At 45.5% G+C, this 20,498-nt stretch carries 16 protein-coding genes and 1 pseudogene; 10 read left to right on the top strand and 7 right to left on the bottom strand.

Annotation, left to right across the window (positions count from 1 at the left end):
* Window positions 1-13: 13 nt before the first annotated feature.
* Genes P2A85_RS26580 through P2A85_RS26560 form a run of 5 tightly spaced genes read left to right on the top strand, consistent with a single transcriptional unit; the run spans window position 14 to window position 1,465 of the window.
* Window positions 14-313: a BrnT family toxin gene (locus tag P2A85_RS26580; RefSeq protein ID WP_377476360.1), complete on the top strand. Its 300-nt coding sequence runs from the start codon at window positions 14-16 to the stop codon at window positions 311-313.
* A complete protein-coding gene (locus P2A85_RS26575; protein ID WP_096829431.1) occupies window positions 310-510 on the top strand; it encodes a hypothetical protein in 201 nt (66 codons plus the stop codon). The genes P2A85_RS26580 and P2A85_RS26575 overlap by 4 nt, the downstream gene beginning before the upstream one ends.
* A gap of 18 nt (window positions 511-528) precedes the next feature.
* Window positions 529-768 (top strand): hypothetical protein, encoded by a 240-nt coding sequence (locus P2A85_RS26570; protein ID WP_377476358.1) that lies wholly within the window; start codon window positions 529-531, stop codon window positions 766-768.
* A complete protein-coding gene (locus P2A85_RS26565; protein ID WP_377476356.1) occupies window positions 765-1,067 on the top strand; it encodes a PASTA domain-containing protein in 303 nt (100 codons plus the stop codon). Before P2A85_RS26570 ends, P2A85_RS26565 begins: the two co-directional genes overlap by 4 nt.
* On the top strand, window positions 1,064-1,465 hold the full coding sequence (locus tag P2A85_RS26560) for a hypothetical protein (RefSeq protein WP_377476354.1): 402 nt from the start codon (window positions 1,064-1,066) through the stop codon (window positions 1,463-1,465). Before P2A85_RS26565 ends, P2A85_RS26560 begins: the two co-directional genes overlap by 4 nt.
* 479 nt (window positions 1,466-1,944) lie before the next feature.
* On the opposite strand, the gene cysK is transcribed toward P2A85_RS26560, so the two are convergent.
* The 6 genes from cysK to psbD form a co-directional block, all read right to left on the bottom strand.
* The gene (gene cysK, locus P2A85_RS26555) at window positions 1,945-2,907 is read right to left on the bottom strand and encodes a cysteine synthase A (RefSeq protein ID WP_377476352.1); all 963 of its coding nucleotides are present in this window, start codon (window positions 2,905-2,907) and stop codon (window positions 1,945-1,947) included.
* Between the two features lie 250 nt (window positions 2,908-3,157).
* Complete coding sequence (locus P2A85_RS26550) at window positions 3,158-3,598, bottom strand: Rrf2 family transcriptional regulator (RefSeq protein ID WP_340525700.1); 441 nt, start codon at window positions 3,596-3,598, stop codon at window positions 3,158-3,160.
* 342 nt (window positions 3,599-3,940) lie between these two features.
* Window positions 3,941-6,106 (bottom strand): iron uptake porin, encoded by a 2,166-nt coding sequence (locus P2A85_RS26545; RefSeq protein WP_377476350.1) that lies wholly within the window; start codon window positions 6,104-6,106, stop codon window positions 3,941-3,943.
* A gap of 295 nt (window positions 6,107-6,401) precedes the next feature.
* Window positions 6,402-8,051, bottom strand: coding sequence for an HD domain-containing phosphohydrolase (locus P2A85_RS26540; RefSeq protein WP_377476348.1), 1,650 nt, complete (start codon window positions 8,049-8,051; stop codon window positions 6,402-6,404).
* 159 nt (window positions 8,052-8,210) lie between these two features.
* Window positions 8,211-8,492 carry a 4a-hydroxytetrahydrobiopterin dehydratase gene (locus P2A85_RS26535; protein ID WP_340525695.1) on the bottom strand — a complete coding sequence of 94 codons (282 nt, stop codon included), beginning with the start codon at window positions 8,490-8,492 and terminating at the stop codon, window positions 8,211-8,213.
* Window positions 8,493-9,428: 936 nt separating this feature from the next.
* A complete protein-coding gene (gene psbD / locus P2A85_RS26530) occupies window positions 9,429-10,487 on the bottom strand; it encodes a photosystem II D2 protein (photosystem q(a) protein) (protein ID WP_377476346.1) in 1,059 nt (352 codons plus the stop codon).
* A gap of 352 nt (window positions 10,488-10,839) precedes the next feature.
* On the opposite strand from psbD, the pseudogene P2A85_RS26525 reads away from it, so the two are divergent.
* The 5 genes and pseudogenes from P2A85_RS26525 (at window position 10,840) to P2A85_RS26505 (ending at window position 19,144) form a co-directional block, all read left to right on the top strand.
* Window positions 10,840-11,977: pseudogene (locus tag P2A85_RS26525) on the top strand (RNA-guided endonuclease InsQ/TnpB family protein).
* Between the two features lie 141 nt (window positions 11,978-12,118).
* Window positions 12,119-12,391, top strand: a complete 273-nt coding sequence (locus P2A85_RS26520; RefSeq protein WP_340525463.1) for a hypothetical protein — start codon at window positions 12,119-12,121, stop codon at window positions 12,389-12,391.
* The gene (locus P2A85_RS26515; RefSeq protein ID WP_377476344.1) at window positions 12,388-13,086 is read left to right on the top strand and encodes an energy-coupling factor ABC transporter ATP-binding protein; all 699 of its coding nucleotides are present in this window, start codon (window positions 12,388-12,390) and stop codon (window positions 13,084-13,086) included. Before P2A85_RS26520 ends, P2A85_RS26515 begins: the two co-directional genes overlap by 4 nt.
* Before the next feature lie 292 nt (window positions 13,087-13,378).
* Entirely contained in the window at window positions 13,379-16,135 is a 2,757-nt protein-coding gene (locus P2A85_RS26510) for a hypothetical protein (RefSeq protein ID WP_377476342.1), read from the top strand.
* A 201-nt stretch (window positions 16,136-16,336) separates the two neighbouring features.
* A complete protein-coding gene (locus P2A85_RS26505; protein WP_377476340.1) occupies window positions 16,337-19,144 on the top strand; it encodes a PAS domain S-box protein in 2,808 nt (935 codons plus the stop codon).
* A gap of 39 nt (window positions 19,145-19,183) precedes the next feature.
* Here P2A85_RS26505 and P2A85_RS26500 read toward each other — a convergent pair whose 3' ends face one another.
* Window positions 19,184-20,329 (bottom strand): RNA-guided endonuclease InsQ/TnpB family protein, encoded by a 1,146-nt coding sequence (locus P2A85_RS26500; protein WP_377476338.1) that lies wholly within the window; start codon window positions 20,327-20,329, stop codon window positions 19,184-19,186.
* Window positions 20,330-20,498 lie beyond the last annotated feature (169 nt).

Raw genomic sequence — 20,498 nt, 5'->3', positions numbered from 1 at the left:
ACGATCGATACCCTTGGATTATAACTTTGATTGGAATATAGCCAAAGAAAAGCAAAATATTCGCAAGCATCAATTAAATTTTCGTTTGGCTTCAACTATTTTCCGCGATCCTTATCAATTAACAATCTATGATGAAGAACACAGTCAAGATGAAGATAGATGGATTACCATAGGTTTAGATGAAACAGGCATTGTCAGGCTGGTTGTCCATACTTTTGAACAAACTGATAGCTCCTCCTGCATCATTCGGATTATTTCCGCTCGTCAAGCTACTTTCACTGAAACACAATATTATCAAGAGAGAAAATTATGAAATCTGAGTATGATTTTTCTGCGTCAGAACAAGGCAAGTTTTACCATCCTGATGCTACGTTTCATTATCCGATTTATCTCGAAGCTGATGTCGAACAGTTTGTGACTAAAATTGCTGAACATAAAAATATTGACGTTCAAGTTTTGGTCAATGAATGGCTGAGGAATAACATTAAATTAATTCAAAGTATTGAGTAGGTTAGAAACTCGGTTGCTTTGAGAAACTATGAACTTTCAAAAAATAAAGAGCGATCGCCCTCGATCTCCCAGATTCAGAAAGGCGATCGCCCATCATTCATCAATCATGGCGATCGCCCTTCTTACATCCGCGTTAATCTGCGTCCATCTGCGGTCAAAAAAGAGCGATCGCCCTTTCTAATAATTCAGAAGGGCGATCGCCCGTTTTATAATCAATCATGGCGATCGCTCAAAATCTTTCCCATTCACAACCAATGAATCCAGCCGCACAACAACTTCCCGATTTGACAGGACAAACCTTATCAGAAGCGATCGCCATAGTGGAAAGTTACGGCTTCCTATTTCAAACTAGCACAAAAGGTGGCTATCAAAGCTTTGAACACCCAGATGGTAGTATAATTAACATTAGACCAAATGGTGAAATAGTCCGTACAGGGCCTCATATACGCGCGACGGATGGCAAAACTTACCGTCGTCGATACAATCGAGATGGAACTCAAATAAAATTTGAACCAGGGGCTAAGACACATAATACCGGAGAAAAAGTGATTCTATGACAACCGCGATCGCACTCAACCTCAAAACCTTTTTAGAAGACTTAAAAAGTGCCGATTTAGTAGGGGTTTCACTTCGCCCTCAAAATCTTGGCTTGCGTTTAGACTTCACCTTTGGCCCCGAAGTCGGAGATGTCGCGATCGAGTTCGATCGCATTCTTCACCTAGTGATTTCTCGCCCCATCAATTCCGACGATGAAAATTACTGTTTTTGGGTAGGAGAAGTCAAACTCAGAAAACTTGAAGAAAATGCCGAAACTTTCTTATCTTCCCTGTCCTATCCTTTCAATTTCCCGGCTAATTTAGATTTATCTGCTTTGAGTCATTTTCGGTTGGAAGGGGATATTTTTATTGAAATAATTTGCGAATATTATAAGATTTTTCAGGAAGTTAAAAATTAATTCATAAGGATTAGATGAAACAGGCATTGTCAGGCTTGTTGTTCATACTTTTGAACAAACTGATAGCTCCTCCTGCATCATTCGGATTATTTCCGCTCGTCAAGCTACTTTCACTGAAACACAATATTCTCAAGAGAGAAAATTATGAAATCAGAGTATGATTTTTCTGCGTCAGAACAAGGCAAGTTTTACCATCCTGATGCTACGTTTCATTTGGACGTTTTTTATTTGTAGTTTGAGCAGATCGATCTAGCAATCGCCTAATAGTTAAGGCGACTGCTATAGTTGGCAAGCAGGAAGCCTATAGTATGCCCTGCGGGAGCATCCCGACTTTGCATAGGCGAAGCATGACCGCAGACAATTTATTAGTGATAACCAGAGATTTACAGCGGTCATGCTTCGCCCCTAGGAATATATTTGCACTAATTGAGATGCACCCCGCCCTGCTGTTAGTTGTGGCGATTTTAACCCCGATCGCTCTAGTTGACAGCCACCGCCAGATTAAGTTCTGGATCTTGGAACAAGGGACTGCTCAGATAGCGTTCGCCAAAGCTAGGCTGAATCATCACGATCAATTTGCCTGCATTTTCAGGACGCTTGCCAATTTTCAAGGCCGCACACAAGGCTGCACCGCTGGAAATACCAGACAACAGTCCTTCTTCTCTGGCTAAGCGACGCCCGTAGGCGATCGCCTCGTCATCGCTGACAACTACAATCTCGTCGATCGTATCCACATTCAAGACCGGTGGCACAAAACCAGCACCAATACCTTGAATTTTGTGAGGTCCAGGCTTACCACCGGAAAGTACCTGACTGTTAGCCGGCTCAACGGCGATCGTCTTAAATTCAGGTTTTCGGGACTTAATCACCTCCGAAATACCTGTAATCGTACCGCCGGTGCCAACCCCAGAAATCAGGAAATCCACCTCGCCATCTGTATCTTCCCAAATTTCCTCCGCTGTGGTTTCCCGGTGAATCTGGGGGTTAGCAGGATTCCGAAACTGCTGCAACATATAAGCATTCGGTGTTTTGTCCACAATGTCTTGAGCGCGACGGATGCAGCCACTCATGCCCTCAATTCCTGGAGTCAATTCTAATTGGGCCCCGTAAGCTCGTAACATCGATCGACGTTCCGTGCTCATCGTATCAGGCATTGTCAAAATCAACTTATAACCCTTAGCCGCCGCCACCATGGCCAAAGCAATGCCAGTATTGCCAGAAGTCGGTTCCACTAAAACCGTTGTCCCTGGAGTAATCAGCCCTTCTGCTTCGGCTGCATTCACCATATTCACGCCAATACGGTCCTTGACAGAGGCAGCAGGATTCATGCCTTCGAGTTTGACCACAATCCGAGCTAAGCAGCCTTCGGCTTGGGGAATGCGGTTGAGTTGCACCAAAGGTGTGCGGCCGACCAATTCTGTAATGTCACGAGCAATACGCATAATCTTTGTCAGTTTGTGGTTAATGGTAAATTCGGAGCTAAACCCACCTAAAAAAATATAATACCCAGAGTCTAGACTTCTTTAATAATTACAGATTTTATGGTCTAATATCCTTAAGACTTTCAGGTACAGTAGCACATTTTGTTTGTATTTGCTACATTTTGAGTCAATCAATTGCATACAAATAACTTTGCTAATCTTCACAAAAGTCAATTATTAATCACTATTAACTTTTATCAACTATTAATAATTAGATGTAGTACATGATATTGAGCTGTCGTCTGCCATTGCGTTTTTCGCACAGGTCTTGTAGGGTATATTTTTGTAAAACGGAGTTAGCAATTGAGCGAGCTTCTTGCCAAACTTCCCAAATCACGGCACTTTCTACGGTTTGAGCTGGTGAGTCTTTTTCCGATCGCTCGAAATCCGAACCTTCCAGGCAGTTGACAATTTCTAGGAGGGTAATTTTCCAGGGTTCCCTTGCCAAAATATAACCTCCCTTAGCGCCTCGCTGGCTGCGGATTAAACCACAGCGTCTCATCGTAGCGAGTAACTGTTCTAAATATCGATCGGGGATATTTTGCTGAGTCGCTATCTGTCGAATTTGCAGCGGTTCACCTTCCTCATAGCAATCCGCCAACTCCAGCAAAGCCAAGATCGCATATTCGCTTTTACAGGATAGTTCCACCATAATTTCACTTTAAAATACCATAATTTGCAAATCCGAAGTCATATCAATTCCGGTTGTATCGGAATGATTTAACCGCGAAGGCGCGAAGTACGCGAAGGAAGAGAAGAGAGAGTTTAATACAGGACGATGAAGAGAGGATTTGGTATCAGAAGCGATCGCAAGTATTGATTTTGAGCTCAAAATTCTAACTTCCCACTATTGATTATACTCCGGTTCTCCACTAGAGTTTATTGACTTCCTGATTCCTCCCAACAAGAAGCCCTGCCACAGGCAGGGCTAACTTAAACTTTGAGACCTCTAGGCCGAAAGAGTATCACCCATCCAGCCTTCTAGAAGCTGTTCCTAGAAAGTGAAAGTAGTTCTGAGAGTACCAATGATGATGTCATCATTACCCTTATCTTGATTAGGGTTAGTAATCCAAACTACCCCAGGAGTTACAGAAATATTATCTGTAAGCTGGTACTTGTAGAAGCCTTCAAGGTGCCACGAAGTATCATTTCTGAAGTTCCGCAAACTAGATGCAGCCTCAAGTTTATCCAAATAAGGCTCGCGACCAAGCACAAAGCCCAGCAAGTTGCCTTCTTTCCCTAAATCTGGGAAAGCCAAAGTGACAGCGTAGTTCCAAATTTTCGCATCACCGATACCGAGAATGCGAGCATTAGTTAAACCACCCCAGCCCCCAATGATAAACCTGGGGCTGAGTCGGAATGAAGCCTGAGCGCCGTAGGAGTTGCTGACAACTTTTCGACTGCGGAAGCCTGTAAAGCCATCACTCAAACCGTTCAGGGAGTTTGCCACACCGGTGCCGGTGAAACCGCCGAGATTACCAGAACCATTGCTCAAACCATTGTCAAACCCAAAGTTACCTCTGCTAAAGTAACCGTGGTTATAGTTGAGAGCAACTTGCAAATTCCGTCCGGGGGTAAAAGTCAACTGCCCCATGGCTGCGTAGTCGCCGTTGAACAAACCCGCACCTTTGCTAGGATTGGCGGCATTGGATGCCAAGTAGCCGAAAGAAAGAGAAGTCGGGCCGAACACGCCACCGAGCAATCCCCGGCCGCCGAAGGCATAATCAAAGCCGATACCGGCACCGCCACCGAGGCGATAAATCGGGTTCCGTTGTCCAAAGGCGCTTAATGCCCCGTTACCACCGTCAAAGTCTTCAAAGTATGGGTTGACAGTGGGCATGATGTCGTCCCAAACGCCTGCGTTGGCTGAGAGGGTAACGTTCAAACGATCGCCGACGGGAAACTTGTACAGCAAGCTGTCGAGGGCAAAAACGTTGTCGGTTCTGCCGACTACGTTCCAAGTTTGAGTACCTTCGCTGGTAGCCCCAAAGTTAAAGTTTCGACCGTTGCCGACTTGCAGCCTGGTCAGCAACAAGTCTCTGCCAGTGAAGCTCGTGTTTAAATTGAGACGTACCCGTTGTTGGAATACAGCTTCGTTGTTGTTGCTGCCGATTCTTTTGCGGTCTCTGCCAAAAAAGCCTGCACTACCACCAAAGTCGTCGCTGAGGGCGAAGATTGCTTCCCCAGTCAGTTTGGTAGTGGTGGAGAATTGGTTGGCTTCGAGTTCGGATGTCCGAGCTTCCAAGGCATCTACTCGGCCGCGCAGGGTTGCTAGTTCCGCTGCAAATTCTTCTTGGAGCCGTTGGAGGGCTGCCAAGTCTTGTTTGGTTGCTAAGTTGGTCGTACCTGCTCGGATTAGTTCGTTAACTTTATCTAAGCAAGCGTTTAAACCAGCGGCAAATTCGTAGCGGGTCATGGCCCGGTTGCCACGGAAAGTGCCGTCAGGGTAGCCGGCGATACAGCCGTAGCGCTCGACTAGGGATTGGAGTGCTTGGAATGCCCAGTCTGTGGGGCGCACGTCGGAAAGCTGAGAGACTGAGGTCACTTGACCTTGAGTTTCAGATTCTGCTGCACCTTCGGTGCTGTATTGGCTGAGCTGTTCTAGTGTAGCGTTGGGGTTTGAAGTTGCTGGTGCTGCGGTTTGAGCTACAGCTTCAGCGGGTTTTGGCAAACTGGGTTGTGCCGACTCTACCACTGAGGGAATGGTTGTTTTTGGTTGAGTGGCGCTGATTTGTTCTGGTTGAGCTGCTTCTACAGCCGAAGTTGCTAGTTGCTCAACAACTGTGGGTTCAACTGCTGCTAAAGATGCACTTACCGCTTCTGATGCTGCTTTGGGGTTTGCGGTTTCTGTGGCTGTGTTGGCTGCGATCGCATTGTCAGTAGCAGCCTGAGCATCAGTGGCTACCTTTGGGGACTCACTTTCGTCGCCCGGAACTTGGGAAATTGCTTCAATTGTCTCAATAGCTGTTCCTTGAGGAACGGCGGCTAAAGCATTGAGCTTCGCTTCGGAGATTTCAGCGATGGCAGTTTTTGCAGTTTGAGCCTGAGTTGCGTCAGCAGCGGGTTGAGCGTCTGCTGCGATCGCGCTCGAAGAAACTACTAGGGTAGCTCCTAAGACTGCTGGACTGATCAGTAGATAACTCCACAAAAATTTCGACATATTTACTCTCCTCCTCACACCGATTACAAAGAATCTTGGAATCTTGTCTAGTGTTCTATGTGGTCAGTAGTTGCCCCCATAGCATACTTTAAAACGAGACCAAAATTTTGATTTTTTCTGTTAAATTTTTTCGGAATGACCGAAAACGATTTGGTATGTTTGCCCCTGATTCATGCCTTCGCAGACTCAGGACTGGTGCAATCTCCAATCTCAAATCTCACATTTCAAATCCGATTAACTGTTGAGCAATCAACAGCTAGTATATTTACTTTTTAGCACTCCTTGGCACTATCGTCTAGAGTGATTCGACGCGATCGACATCCAAATTGTGTCCGAGGACGCTGAATACTTGTCGGTGCTCGAACAGTTGTAACAAATCGCTATTGATTTTATTGTGAGTTGCTTCTTGTCGCAAAATTTTGAGGGCTGCTTCTGTACGTAGCGCCCGCTTGTAGGGGCGATCCCCGGCTGTCAGGGCATCGTAAATATCGGCGATCGTCATCAGTTGAGCTTGAATTGGAATTTCCGACTGTTTGAGACCTAGAGGATACCCTGTACCGTCGAGTTTTTCATGATGTCCGTAGGCAATTTCGGGAACATTTTTTAAATCTTTTGTCCAAGGAATTTGTTTCAGAAACTCATAGGTGTGAGTTACGTGAGATTCTATGGCTGCTCGTTCTACCACCGTCAGGTTGCCCCTGGACACCATCAATTGTAAGATTTCATCTTGGTCTAGCAGGGGTTTAATTTCACCGTCTATATCTCTGTAAGTTTGTCGAGCAAGTTCTCGCAGTTGAGCTAGAGGTTCGGCGGCCAGAATGTGAGGCTCGTTAGCTTCTAGCAGCACTTCCCAGTATTCTGCCAATCGAGCTTTTGCCTCTGCTAGCTTCGTGTCTAGCTGTTCTATTTCTTGGCATTGAAGACATCCTGATTCTTCATTAGGATGTTTGCCGTAGGCTGAATGGGATAGTAAGTATTTATACTTGGATTGCACGCATTCCATTTCCATGGTCCGCTGAGCTAAGGCAAAACGGTGGCGAATGATTTCTAGCTGTGATGGGTAAAGTTTTTTCTGCTTGGTTAAAACGGCTTCGGGAACTCCGATTTTGCCAAAGTCGTGCAGCAGGGCTGCGTAGCGAATTTCTTGAATTTGGCGATGGTTAAAGTAAATAGGACGCAGCCATCCTCTGCTAGTGCTGTTTACTTCTTCTGAAAGGCGCACCGTCAGGGCTGCTACTCGCTCTGAGTGGCCGTAGGTACAGGGGTCTCTGGCTTCTATTACTTGCACCGAGGCCTTGACGAAACCCTCAAACAAGTGTTCTATGCTTTCTTGTAGTTGGTTGCGCTCGATCGAGATGGCTGCTTGAGAAGCGAGCGATCGAACTATCCTTTCTTCCCACTCCGAATAACGCTGGGTCGATTCCCAGGCATTTTCGGCTGTCAGTACCGTCTCTGCTTTGGTTTTGCGGTTGATCAGTTGCAGTACACCTATAGTCTCCCCCTGTCGGTTTTGCATCGGCAGCACCATCACAGAGCAAGTACGATAGTTAATATCCCTGTCAAAACTGGTATCTAGCTGATAGGGCACACCCGCCGGCAAGTCATAGGCATCAGACAGGTTCAAACTTTCGCCTGTAATTGCCACGTAGCCCGCCAAGCTTTTGTCTGTTAGTGGGAGCGCAAACTCCTTAAACGACAGTCTCGGTTTAGAAGCGTTTTGAGCTACCTTGAACAGCAATTTAGGTGTTTCGTCACTGTGATCTACTAAGTAAACACTGCCGGCATCACTGTAGGTAATTTCCCTACTTTTGGATAAAATTAAGTTTAATAAACCCCCTAAATCTTGGGCACTCGAAAGAGCTGCACCAATATCCAAAAGTTGTTCTATCAGCTCTGTTCTTTCAGCAGATTCGTTCAAGAACTCTGGCTTTTCAAATACGATCATGGTCGGAGGATGGCGAATAGCCTTGAATACATGGGACTTTTTGCATCTCGACTTTCTTACCTCTGATTCTAGCCCAGAGTCGATGTTTTATTGGCGAAATTTCGGCTTGGGAGGCTATCACTAGATGTTGCGGCTCCTTTCTGGCGATCGGTAAAGCTTTTATTTTAGTGAAGAAATCTCTTTAGCTAGTGCAAAGTCTTTCTCAGTTAAGCCTCCTGCATCGTGAGTTGTCAAGTTAACTGTGACTTTATTATAGGAAATTTCTATATCTGGATGATGTGCTGCGGCTTCTGAGGGTGCGACCAACTTATTCACAAAATCGATCGCTGCTATAAAATCTTGAAATTTCCGGGTACAGCGGAGTTTATCACCTTCAACTGTCCAACCTGACAATTGACTAGCGCGGGCTTTAATTTCAGTATCTTTCAGTAGTGAATTCATTGTGTTTACCTTGGGATGCTGCTCGCCTGTCAAAAATTTTACCAAAAGCTATCCGCTCTCACCAGTAGTATTTAAGTCTAAGTTTTGACACTTAAACTTTAACACTATTTGGGGTGAGAGCGGTCTAGCGGGTCTTCAGATTAGAACCTGACTGCCGGGAGATTCCCTAACTAAGCCTGGTTCCCGATGGAAGTCGCTTCCTGGGGAGAACGACGGCTGACTGCTAGTGAGCGGCCCCGGCGCACAGCCGGTAGTTTCCAATCTGATGACCCATGCGTTTACTACTTTCTATCATGGGCATCACCTCCAAGTTTAGCTAAATTGCTTAATATGTGAACGCACCTCATCTTAATCTGAGATTAAGTATGAGGATTTGTGTGCTACCAATTGGTAGCAATACCAGAAGAACCTGCGTTCTGAGTATCATTCCGGTATGCACAATTAATACGATAACACAAGGAATCAGAAGTGAACCGATTCAGTGAAAAATTTTGCAGCTAAGGGCAATATTTTCGATCGTACTTTAATTTCCGATACTTTTTTGCTAACGTTTGCTAACAAATACATAAGTTGAGAACTGATCTCAACTAAGGCGTATCAACCAATGCCCGTAGAAATCTCTACAAGCACTTGTACTATGAGCGTTCAGCTTGGTTTTCGCGTGACCGCATTTAGCCACTTTGATTATTTGCTTTGATACGCTCAGAGGCAACTTATTTAGATAGAGGTTGCTTACTACCAAGGTTTTTCACCTAAATCCGAGCGGCTAAATTCATTCTACATGACATCAAGACAAGAAGGCAAATGTAAGTGATTGTTACCAAATGTCAGAAAAAGTCTTACTGTTAATCAACCTCACACAAAAAGCTCCTGCCAGCAGACAGGAGCTTTTGCAGCTTGTTAAAATAGCTGATTTGTTTCTAACTTTCGCGATGCTTACAGAGCATTACCACGAGGCAGAACTTCTTCTGGGAAGATGAAGTTTTCGTGTGGTTGGTCGGTTGGAGCCATCCAAGCACGAATACCTTCGTTCAACAGAATATTCTTAGTGTAGAACGTTTCAAACTCAGGATCTTCTGCAGCGCGCAATTCTTGGGATACAAAGTCATAGGCCCGCAGGTTTAATGCTAAACCAACGATACCCAAAGAGCTCATCCACAAGCCTGTGACAGGTACGAACAACATGAAGAAGTGTAACCAACGTTTGTTGGAGAATGCAATTCCGAAGATTTGCGACCAAAAACGGTTAGCTGTCACCATGGAGTAGGTTTCTTCAGACTGAGTTGGGTTGAAAGCGCGGAAAGTGTTAGCACCTTCACCGTCTTCAAACAGAGTGTTTTCCACTGTTGCACCGTGAATGGCGCACAAGAGCGCACCACCCAAGATACCTGCAACACCCATCATGTGGAAGGGGTTGAGGGTCCAGTTGTGGAAGCCTTGTAGGAATAGGAGGAAGCGGAAAATTGCTGCCACGCCGAAGCTAGGGGCGAAGAACCAGCCTGATTGACCCAAGGGGTAAAGCAGGAACACCGAGACGAACACGGCGATGGGGCCGGTGAATGCCAAGGCGTTGTAAGGACGGATGCCGACTAAACGGGAGATTTCTAGCTGACGCAAGCAGAAGCCGATCAGTGCGAAAGCGCCGTGGAGTGCGACAAAGGCCCATAGGCCACCGAGTTGGAACCAGCGGGTGAAGTCCCACTGTGCTTCGGGGCCCCACAGGAACAGCAGGGAATGTCCGAGGCTGTTGGCTGGGGTGGATACGGCTACGGTGAGGAAGTTGGCTCCTTCGAGGTAGGAGCTTGCCAAACCGTGGGTGTACCAGGATGTGACGAAGGTGGTGCCGGTGAGCCAGCCACCGATGGCCAGGTAGGCGCAGGGGAATAGCAGGATGCCAGACCAGCCTACGAAGACGAAACGATCGCGTTTGAGCCAGTCGTCAAGTACATCAAAGATGCCTCGCTCGTTCTGGGCGCGTCCGACTGCGATTGTCATTACGCAAATCTCCAAATAGATATAATTACAACGGACAAGTTTCTATTCTATATTTTCCAAGTCTTGCTGCTTAGCAGAAAATGACATGGATTATGAACAGACTTTACTTTTCTTTACCGTAATCCGAATTATAGGGGTAATTCTTTACAAGAGCAAGTATTTCTTAAAGATTTTTTCGGATTTTCTCTCCCATCTCCCCATCTCCCCCTCCCCATTTCCGCTCTGGGGACTTCTAGCGAAAAATTGGGGTTAGAGCCTCCTGCCCCTTCTAGGGGGACTTTTTCCATGTTCTTAAGTAAATTCAACCATTCCTATGATAACCATGAGATCATAGAAAAAGGAGGAAGTTAAAATGCTCATGCTCGAATTCAAAGCTTACGCAAAACCAGACCAGTTCAAGGCGATCGATGAAGCGATTAGAATTTGTCAATTCATTCGCAACAAATCGATCCGACTGTGGATGGATGGTGGGGCTAAATCTTGGTTCGATCTCTCTAAATACTGTGCGATTTGGGCAAAAGAATTTGACGAGTGCAAATAAGTTAGGTGCGATGGCTCGACAAGCTAGTGCGGAGAGAGCGTGGGCGGCGATTTGTCGGTTCTATGATAATGTCAAAAAAGGCATTAAAGGTAAGAGAGCTGGTTTTCCTAAGTTCCAGAAAGACTGTCGCTCTGTTGAGTATAAAACTAACTCTTGGAAACTCTCATTCGATAGAAAATCAATCACCTTTACTGACAAGTGCGGGATTGGCAAGCTGAAGTTAAAAGGTACTCGTGACCTAAATTTCTATCAGCCAGACCAAATTAAGCGGGTGCGGTTGGTCAAACGAGCAGATGGGTACTATGCCCAGTTCTGTATTCAAGTAGACCGATTAGAAACCGTTCCAATGACAGGCAAAACGATTGGATTAGATGTTGGGCTAAAAGAGTTTTACACTGATTCAAATGGTAAAATGGTTCCTAACCCTAGATTTCTGCGTAGAGGTGAAGCACGGTTAAAACGGGCCGGGCGTCTTGTAAGTCGGAAGGTAAAAGGTGGGTCAAATCGCCACAAAGCCAGAGTGATTTTAGGTAAGCGACATCTCAAAATAAGTAGACAGCGTAAAGACCATGCTATCAAATTAGCAAGGTGCGTAATCACGTCAAACGACGTAGTAGTTTACGAAGATTTGAGAGTGTCTAACCTGGTTAAAAACCACTGTTTAGCAAAATCGATTAGCGATGCTTCTTGGTATCAATTCAGAGTGTTCTTAGAATATTTTGGGAAAGTGTTTGGTCGGATTACCATCGCGGTAAATCCTGCATACACCAGTCAAGAATGTAGTAATTGTGGGGAAGTCATTAAAAAATCTTTATCCACTCGCACCCACACTTGTCAGTGTGGATGTGAAATGGATAGGGATCATAATGCCACAATTAATATCCTCAATCGCGGGATAGGTACGACGGGGCACGTCGGAACTTCTGTACTCGATACAGTAAACGCTTAGGGAGATTGGATCTCTGGATCAGGTGTAGCAATGCTCTTGATTTAAGTCCGGTCTAGGATCTAAGAATCCTCGCGCGTTCACGCCGGGGAGTGTCAATATATATACTGAGGGTAGAGCTCCAAACTTAGGTTTTAAAATTATATGTTCAGCATTGACATGATTGTGAAGAACACGCCTGTATCGCTTTCGGTGCAGCGGAAGTCCGCGGAGGACGCTGAGGCTGTTTACCAGCAGGTTGTAGAGGCGATTCGTAACTCCCAACCCCAAATTTTGGAACTCACCTGCGAGAAAAATCCTGAGAAAAAGGTGGCTGTGCTCAGTAGCGAGATTTCTGGGGTGATCGTCTCTCAGAAATCGGGGGCTGCTTCTACAGGGAGAGCACCGGGTTTTGTCTCGATGGCTGTAGCAGAATGAGGGCTGGGGGTGCTAGTGGCGATCGCACTCAGCCGGCGGTTGCGGTACGGGATTTGGGTTTTTGCTGGCCTTCGGGCGATCGAGTGTTGCAAAGTTGCTCTCTCGATGTACCCAAGGGCGAGTTTTGGATGCTCTTGGGTACTAACGGGAGTGGCAAATCTACCTTGCTGAGGCTGATGGCTGGGCTGCTGCACCCCCAGTTTGGGGAAATCGCTCTGAGTGGAAGGGTGGGTTTTGTCTTCCAAAACCCCGATCACCAACTGGTAATGCCTACAGTCGGTGCAGATGTGGCTTTTGGCTTGGTGGAGGAACAGTTGTCTAATATTCAGGTGCGGGCTAGGGTGGCGGAGGCTTTGGAAGCTGTGAATTTGTTGGAGTTGCAGCGGCGACCGATTTATGCTTTGAGTGGTGGCCAGAAACAGCGAATTGCTCTGGCTGGGGCGATCGCCCGTCACTGTGAAATTCTACTATTAGATGAACCGACGGCTTTGTTAGATCCTGATTCTCAGTTAGATTTGGTGGCGGCGGTGCAGCGTTTGGTGAAAAATCGCGGAATTACGGCTTTGTGGGTGACTCACCGTTTGGATGAGTTGAATTATTGTGATGGGGCTTTTTTGTTGGAAAAGGGCCAAGTGGTCGATCGCGGAGATCCAGCCCGTTTGAAGCAGCGCTTGATGCAAAATCAAGATGTTTAGCTGTGGGTGAATCATTTCTCTAAATTGATAATAGGTTCGGTATCCCCCGATCGCAGATTTGGTTGAGGTTGTGGAAACTTCAACCAATTTGTCATGGGTAAAATAGTCGATCGCGATCGACTCTTATGTTGCTATTATAGGAAAATCCAGTTTAATGTTGTGCCTGATTGGAAACAAAAGATCGCCGTTGGTTTCAGCCGTCACAATGCGATTTTTGTACTGAGCACTTTTATTACAGAATCAGGATGTAGCTGCTGTTTAATTTAGTGTGGTGAGAGTGGAATTAGAGCTTATGTTGAATACAGCAAAACTTTTTGAAGAAAACCCAATTCCGGGAAATACAGCGGTTTTATCAGCGGAAATTCCCGACTTATTTGGTAGCAAGTTCGATCGCCTTAATCCGACAAAAAACATGGCCGCGGGCGATACCAATGTTTTATTTGATACCAGCTATGATTTGCCTCAAACATCAAATATGGGTGTGGCCGCAACTGATAGTGCGATCGACCTTTTTGACCAAATCACCGATTTCGGAACCCTAGAAACAGGAAACAACAATCTCAAATTCGATGGTAGCTTCCCATCCTCGCCAGATATCGCCGGTCAAGTTGAGCCAGACGAACTTACAGGCATGGGTTTTGCCCTTAGCGATGCAGCCAGTAATCCAGAGCGCTTGGCAGCTAGAACTGCTGCCCCATTCCCTTCAGAAAACTGGGCTTTCAACTTTAAAAGTTATACCATCGACCACCAAGGTTTAAACACCTTAAATATCAAAGTTGGTTACGAACTCAAACCGGGAATCACCAAACAAGAATATCCCGATTTTGTGCCAATTTACAAAAGCATTGATAACTTCCTAGTTAACTACCCGAATGAAACAGATGCTTGGGAAATTCTTAACAATAATTTGAGCAAAAAAGTGCTAGATGAAAATCCAGCCCTCACAAATGTTACCCTGCAACTGGAAATTTTGCCAACGGACAGATTGCCCTACGATCGCGCCAGCACAGTTTTCCGCAGTCGTTCGGGCCAAATCCAAGAAGACTTTGATTTTTCTTTGCAAAACTACGCAATTAATCACCAAGGCTTAAACAAACTCAACCTGGATGTCAATTACCAGTATAAATCTGGAATTACCCAAGCAGAATATCCAGATTTTGTGCCAATTTACAAAGGGATTGATAAGTTTTTAACCAACTATCCAAACGAGACAGATTTTTGGGAAATTGTCAATAAAAAATTGACCCAAAATATCCTGCTCGAAAATCCTGCCCTAGCTGCGATCGATATCAATTTGAACGTTTTGCCCAGCCAAAACATACCCTACAGCCGCACCAGCAAAGTTACCCGCACTCAACCCACTAATCCTCAAGGAACTTTCCTTGTGGGTAATACAAGGGGCAATAATATACTCCGCTTTGATGGCAAAACAGGGAATTTGGTAGACGAATTTATTCCAGCAGCAAGTGGTGGCTTGTTCAGACCAGATACGGTCATCTTTGGGCCCGATGGCAACGGCGATGGCAAGTCGGATATTTACATTGCTAGCGGTGACAAACCAGGCAAATCTGGAGAAATTGGAGCATCGGCTGTCTTGCGTTATGACGGAATTACTGGTGCATTTATTGACAGATTTGTCGGCGATAATCCCAACACTACTACTGATGAAACTGGTGGATTGTCTCGTCCTTATGGTTTAGCTTTTGGTCTGGATGGTAATTTGTATGTCAGCAGTTTTTTGACTGACCAAATTCTCCGCTATAATGGCAAAACTGGGCAGTTTATTGATGTATTTGCTACGGGAAATCAGCAAGCGGGAGGATTGAATGGTCCTAATGGTTTGGTATTCGATCCTGATGGTAATTTGTACGTGACAACTCAGGGGAGTGTTGCTAAAAATGGTCAGGCAGATTTTAGCGGTAATTTCCTGAGTCAGGTACTTCGCTATAACCTAGAAACTAAGCAGTTTAGTATTTTTGCTTCACCGGATGTTTCGCCTAGGAGTCAGGGATTTGTGAGTCTTTTGGGAATGGCGATCGGACCTAATGATGGCGACCTTTATGTGAGTGATTTTGCTAACGATATCCGGCGTTACAATTTAAAAACAGGAGAATTAGTCAAGGTTTTATCTACTAATTATACTGATACATTGCCCAGTAGCAATTATGTGGGTAGTTTGGCATTTTCGCCTAGTGGCAATTTGTTTGCCGTTGGCTTTGACAACCGCGCTAATGCTAATAATGCCGGGGCTGTGTTGCGGTACAATGGCAATACAGGTGAGCCTCTGCCCATTACCGGGAATCTTGGTTCTGGCAACAATTCTATTTTTGTTCCTCCCGATAGTAAACTACAGCGTCCCGTGGGGATTGCCTTCTTTCCTACCGATGCTCAATTGACCGAGAAGTGGAATTTTACAGTCCCAAATTACCCCATTAATCATCAAGGACTCAACAACCTGAATATTGATGTCAATTACCAGTACCAAAATGGGATTCAAAATTTTCAGTATCCCGATTTTGTGCCAATTTACAAAAGTATTGACAATTTGTTGGTTAACTACCCCAATGAAACGGATTTTTGGGAAGTAGTCAACAAAAATGTGACCCAAAAAGTGCTAGGGGAAAATCCATCACTATCGTCGGTAACAGTGAATTTGGATGTGTTGCCGACCAACCGATTACCCTACGACCGCAGCAGTACGGTAACTCGGACTCAAGATGGTAAATTATCGGAGGCTTGGGATTTCCAGTTGGCCAATTACTCGATCGACCATCAGGGCTTGAACAACCTAAATATTGATGTCAAGTATCAGTACAAACCAGGAATTGCTACGGCTGAATATCCTGACTTTGTGCCGATTTATCGCAGCATCGACAATTTCTTGGCTAGTTACCCCAACGAAACTGATTTTTGGGAAGTTGTGAATAAAAAATTGACTAAAAAGGTGCTAGCTGAAAATCCAGCTTTGGATTCGCTACAAATCAGCCTTGAGGTTTTGCCCACGAATCGATTGCCCTATGAACGAGGTAGTATTGTGTCGATCGCCTAAGAAGTAATTTGATAAGATTGAAAAACCTGGTTTCTCAGCTTGGGAGGCGATATTCGACTGAAAATGCTGGAAATCTGGTTTTTCTGTGGGAAACAACATAAATATCTATCTTGGGACAGATATTTTTCTCATGAGATCTAATAAACAAAAACGGTTAATCTTGTGAATTTTGGCAAGATGGAATTACTCCCGGAGGTTAGGGTGAAAACGCTAAATATCCTCTTATTAGAAGACAGTAGCTGGGATACTGAATTGATTCAAGACTATCTATTAGATGGTGGGCTAGATTTTTCTCTGCTGTGCGTGAAAACGCGGGCAGACTTTGTGGGGGCACTGGAACATAATTGCTATGACCTGATTTTGGCAGATTATATGCTGCCGGAGTTTAATGGGCTAGAGGCCCTGGAAATAGCCCGTAGTATTTGTCCGGGATTGCCCTTTATTTTTGTATCGGCTACTTTGGGTGAGGAGTTGGCGATCGAAAGTTTGAAAAATGGGGCTACAGATTATGTAGTCAAACGGGGTTTGACGCGGCTTGTACCGTCGATTCAGCGGGCACTGCGGGAAGTTCAAGAAAGACTCGATCGCAAACAAGCCGAAATACACCGCCAAGAAAGCGAAGAACGGTTTCGGATGATGGCAGATACCGCACCGGTAATGATTTGGATGTCTGGTATCGACAAAGTTTGCAATTACTTTAATCAAGTTTGGCTGGATTTTACGGGCACAACTTTGGCATCCGTCATGGACTGCGGCTGGAAAAAATCGGTACACCCGGAGGATTTGCAGTATTGTGTAGATACTTATGAGAATGCTTTTGACGCGCGAAATGAGTTTCGGATGGAATTTCGTCTAAGGCGCTATGATGGCGATTACTGTTGGATTTTGGGTACGGGCTTACCGCGATACAGGCCCGATCGCACTTTTGCAGGTTACATTGGTTCTTGCATTGATATTAGCGATCGCAAACTAGCAGAACAAGAACGCGCCGTCGCCTTTGAACGGGAACAAGCAGCCCGATTGCAAGCAGAAGAAACTGCCAAAGCTCTACAAGAGGCAAAGGATGGAATTACTAATATTCTCGAAAGTATTACCGACGCTTTTTTTGCTGTGGATTGCGACTGGAATTACACCTATGTCAACCGGAAAGCCGAGGAGATTTTAGGCAAGTCTCAAGCTGAGTTGATCGGAAAAAGTATGCTCGATGTGGTTCCTCATCTAGGGGATTTAGAAAGTTACAAAATGGCTGACCAAGCCATGTCAGAAAAAGTAACAATCGAATACGAAGCATTTAATGTATCTGTAAATAAGTGGTTTAACGTGCGATTTTATCCGTCGGATTCGGGTTTGTCTGCTTATTTCCAAGATATTAGCGCCCGCAAGCAAGCAGAAGCCGCACTCCAAGCTAGCGAGGAAAAACTGAGGTGTTTGGCAGAAGCTAACTTGATGGGAATTCTGTTCGGTAATGTTGACGGTACTATTAGCGAGGCTAACGACGAATTTTTGCGGATGGTTGGCTACAGTCGGGAACATTTGCAACGTGGGGAACTGCGGTGGATTGATATGACTCCTGTGGAGTATCTACCCTTGGATGCGATCGGCATGGCAGAGGCAAAAGCCACGGGGGTTTGCACTCCTTACGAAAAGGAATATGTGCGCCTAGATGGTAGCCGGATTCCGGTGTTGGTGGGGTATATTTTGTTGGGTGAAAAACGGGAAGAATCTGTGGCTTTCATTCTCGATTTGAGCGAGCGCAAACGATTAGAAAAAGAACTTCAGGAACGAGCGGAAGAATTAGAGATCCTGAACCGAATTAAAGATGAGTTTCTCGCAACTTTGTCCCACGAATTGCGGACACCGTTAAATGCGATGCTGGGATGGACGCAACTGCTACGTTATCGCAAGTTTGATGAACATACTACGGTGAGAGCTTTGGAAACCATCGATCGCAATACGAGGTCTTTGGGAACACTAATCGAGGATTTGTTGGACGTATCGCAGATTATTACCGGTCAACTATCGCTGAATTTGCGGTGGGTGGATGTGCTGGCAAATGTTGAGGCTGCCATCGAAACTTTGGCAACTGCTGCCAAAGCAAAAAATATTCAAATTGTGACGGAATTTGACCAGACTTCGGTGCGGATATTTGGAGATTCGGGGCGCTTGCAGCAGGTGGTGTGGAATTTGCTCTCCAATGCGATTAAGTTTACTCCTCCTCAAGGACAGGTGAAGGTGGTGGTGCGACAGGTGGAGGGTGCTATTTCCCCTCAGTTAGCATCTGGGGGCAAATTCTCCTCAGCTACGGTGGAAATTGAGGTGAGCGATACGGGAGAGGGTATCAGTGCGGAGTTTCTGCCCCATGTGTTCGATCGCTTCAGTCAAGCGGACACCTCTGCGACTCGATCGTACAACGGATTGGGGATGGGGTTGGCGATCGTCCGCCATGTGGTGGAAATGCACGGGGGGACGGTGCAAGCGGAATCTGCCGGGAAGAGAAAAGGAGCGAAATTTGTGGTGAAGTTGCCGATGCAACAGGGCGAGGGTGGATTTTCTGTGGCTGGGGTACGGGAGTTGGTGATTCGAGAAAAAAGGTCGATCGCACCTAGAAAGGAGTGTTCTTTTAAGATCGATCTTTCTGGCGTGTTGGTGTTGGTGGCCGATAATGACGAAGATTCCTTGGATTTTGCGCGAATGGTGCTCGAAGAGTGTGGTGCCGAGGTGGAGACCGCAGTCTCGGCATCGGAGGCTCTAGAGGCGATTAAAAGGCGATCGCCGGATGTATTTGTCAGCGATCTAGGAATGCCGATGGCACACGGAAAAGATTTGATTGGGCAAGTCAGAACCATGTGTGGTGCAACGGAAGTTCCAGCGGTGGCTTTGACTGCCTATGGTAGGGTGGAAGAACGGGTGCGGGCGCTACGGCTGGGTTTTCAAATTCATCTGCCTAAGCCGATCGATCCTGTGGAGTTGGTGGTAACAGTGGCAAGTTTAGCGAGTCGAGTTAATTGACATACTCCCCGGCGTGAACGCGCGGGGATTCTTGACACTTCACGGAGATGTGCCACAAGTGGTCTTACCTTCTCTCTGTGTCCATTTAGAGTCGTGGCAATGCCCTATCCCGACTTTGTTTATATTCTTCGCTGCATTCTCATCGCGATCGTGTTCGTTGCCGCAATTCAAGCATTGAACCGAGCGGATTTTTAAATCCAATTTTCCCCATCTAAAACCGCAATTTGAACAGATTTGACTTGTTGGTTCCCAGCGACTAATTACCCTAAACTCTCTGCCATACTTTTCAGACTGACGCTCGCATAAAGTCCTAAACTCGTACCATCCCTGTTGGCTAATCGCCCTGGCAAGTTTGCGGTTTTTGACCATACCAGACACGTTCAAATCTTCCAAAATAATCCTTTGATTCTCACTAACAACTTTGGTCGATAGTTTGTGCAGAAAGTCTTTACGAGTATCCCCAATTTGATTGTACAGTTTCGCAATCTGAATGCGAGTTTTGTTGCGACGCTTTGAGTCTTTGGGCTGCCTTGCCAACTTGCGTTGCAGTCTGCGAATTTTTCGGTCTAACTGTTTGTAGCTTGGACTTTTAGCTGATCTTCCGTCGCTCATCACTGCAAAGGTTTTAATACCCAGATCGATGCCGATGCTGTGGTTTTTAGCTTCGACAATATCGGAATTAATCTCTACAACAAAGCTCAGGAAATAACGGTTGGCGCAGTCTTTGATTGCTGTGACACAGCTAGGGTTTGATGGCAGTTGTCTCGACCAGATAGGACTAACATTTCCGATTTTTGCCAGATAGACGGACTCACCTTTGATAGAAAAACCCGATTTGACAAAAGTTGCAGATTGACTGTTAGTCTTTTTTTTGAACCTGGGTTGACCGACTTTTTTGCCTTTCCTTTTCCCTTTTAGAGAGTCAAAATAGTTTTTGTAAGCAACATCTAATTGTTTGAGGGATTGCTGTAATGGCACGGATGATACATCGTTTAACCAGGCTCTCTCTTCTGTCTTTTTAGATAGAGTTAGAGATTTGGATAGAGTATTGTAGCCTGGATAGTTGCCTGACTTGCTTTGAGTTAAGGCATCATTCCAAACAACTCTCACGCAACCAAACAACTGCGCTAAACTTTGGCGTTGTTGAGTGGTAGGATAGAATCTGTATTGGAATCTTGCTTTCATTCTTTGTCCTTTGTTTTACTATTCCATTCTAACAGGCTCGGTAAAATCTACCAAAGAATTAAAGCCGTCCTTAAGGACGGGGTTTTCAACCCAATTTTTTGATAACTCTCTGATAGAATCAGCAAGAAATTAAAGCCGTCCTAGAAGCACGGGGCTTGTACCCATTCTT

This window comes from Microcoleus anatoxicus, assembly GCF_042465725.1.
Taxonomy (GTDB): Bacteria; Cyanobacteriota; Cyanobacteriia; order Cyanobacteriales; family Microcoleaceae; genus Microcoleus; species Microcoleus anatoxicus.
The sequence above is the reverse complement of the archived record's forward strand: the minus strand, read 5'-3'. Positions and strand labels throughout refer to the sequence as shown.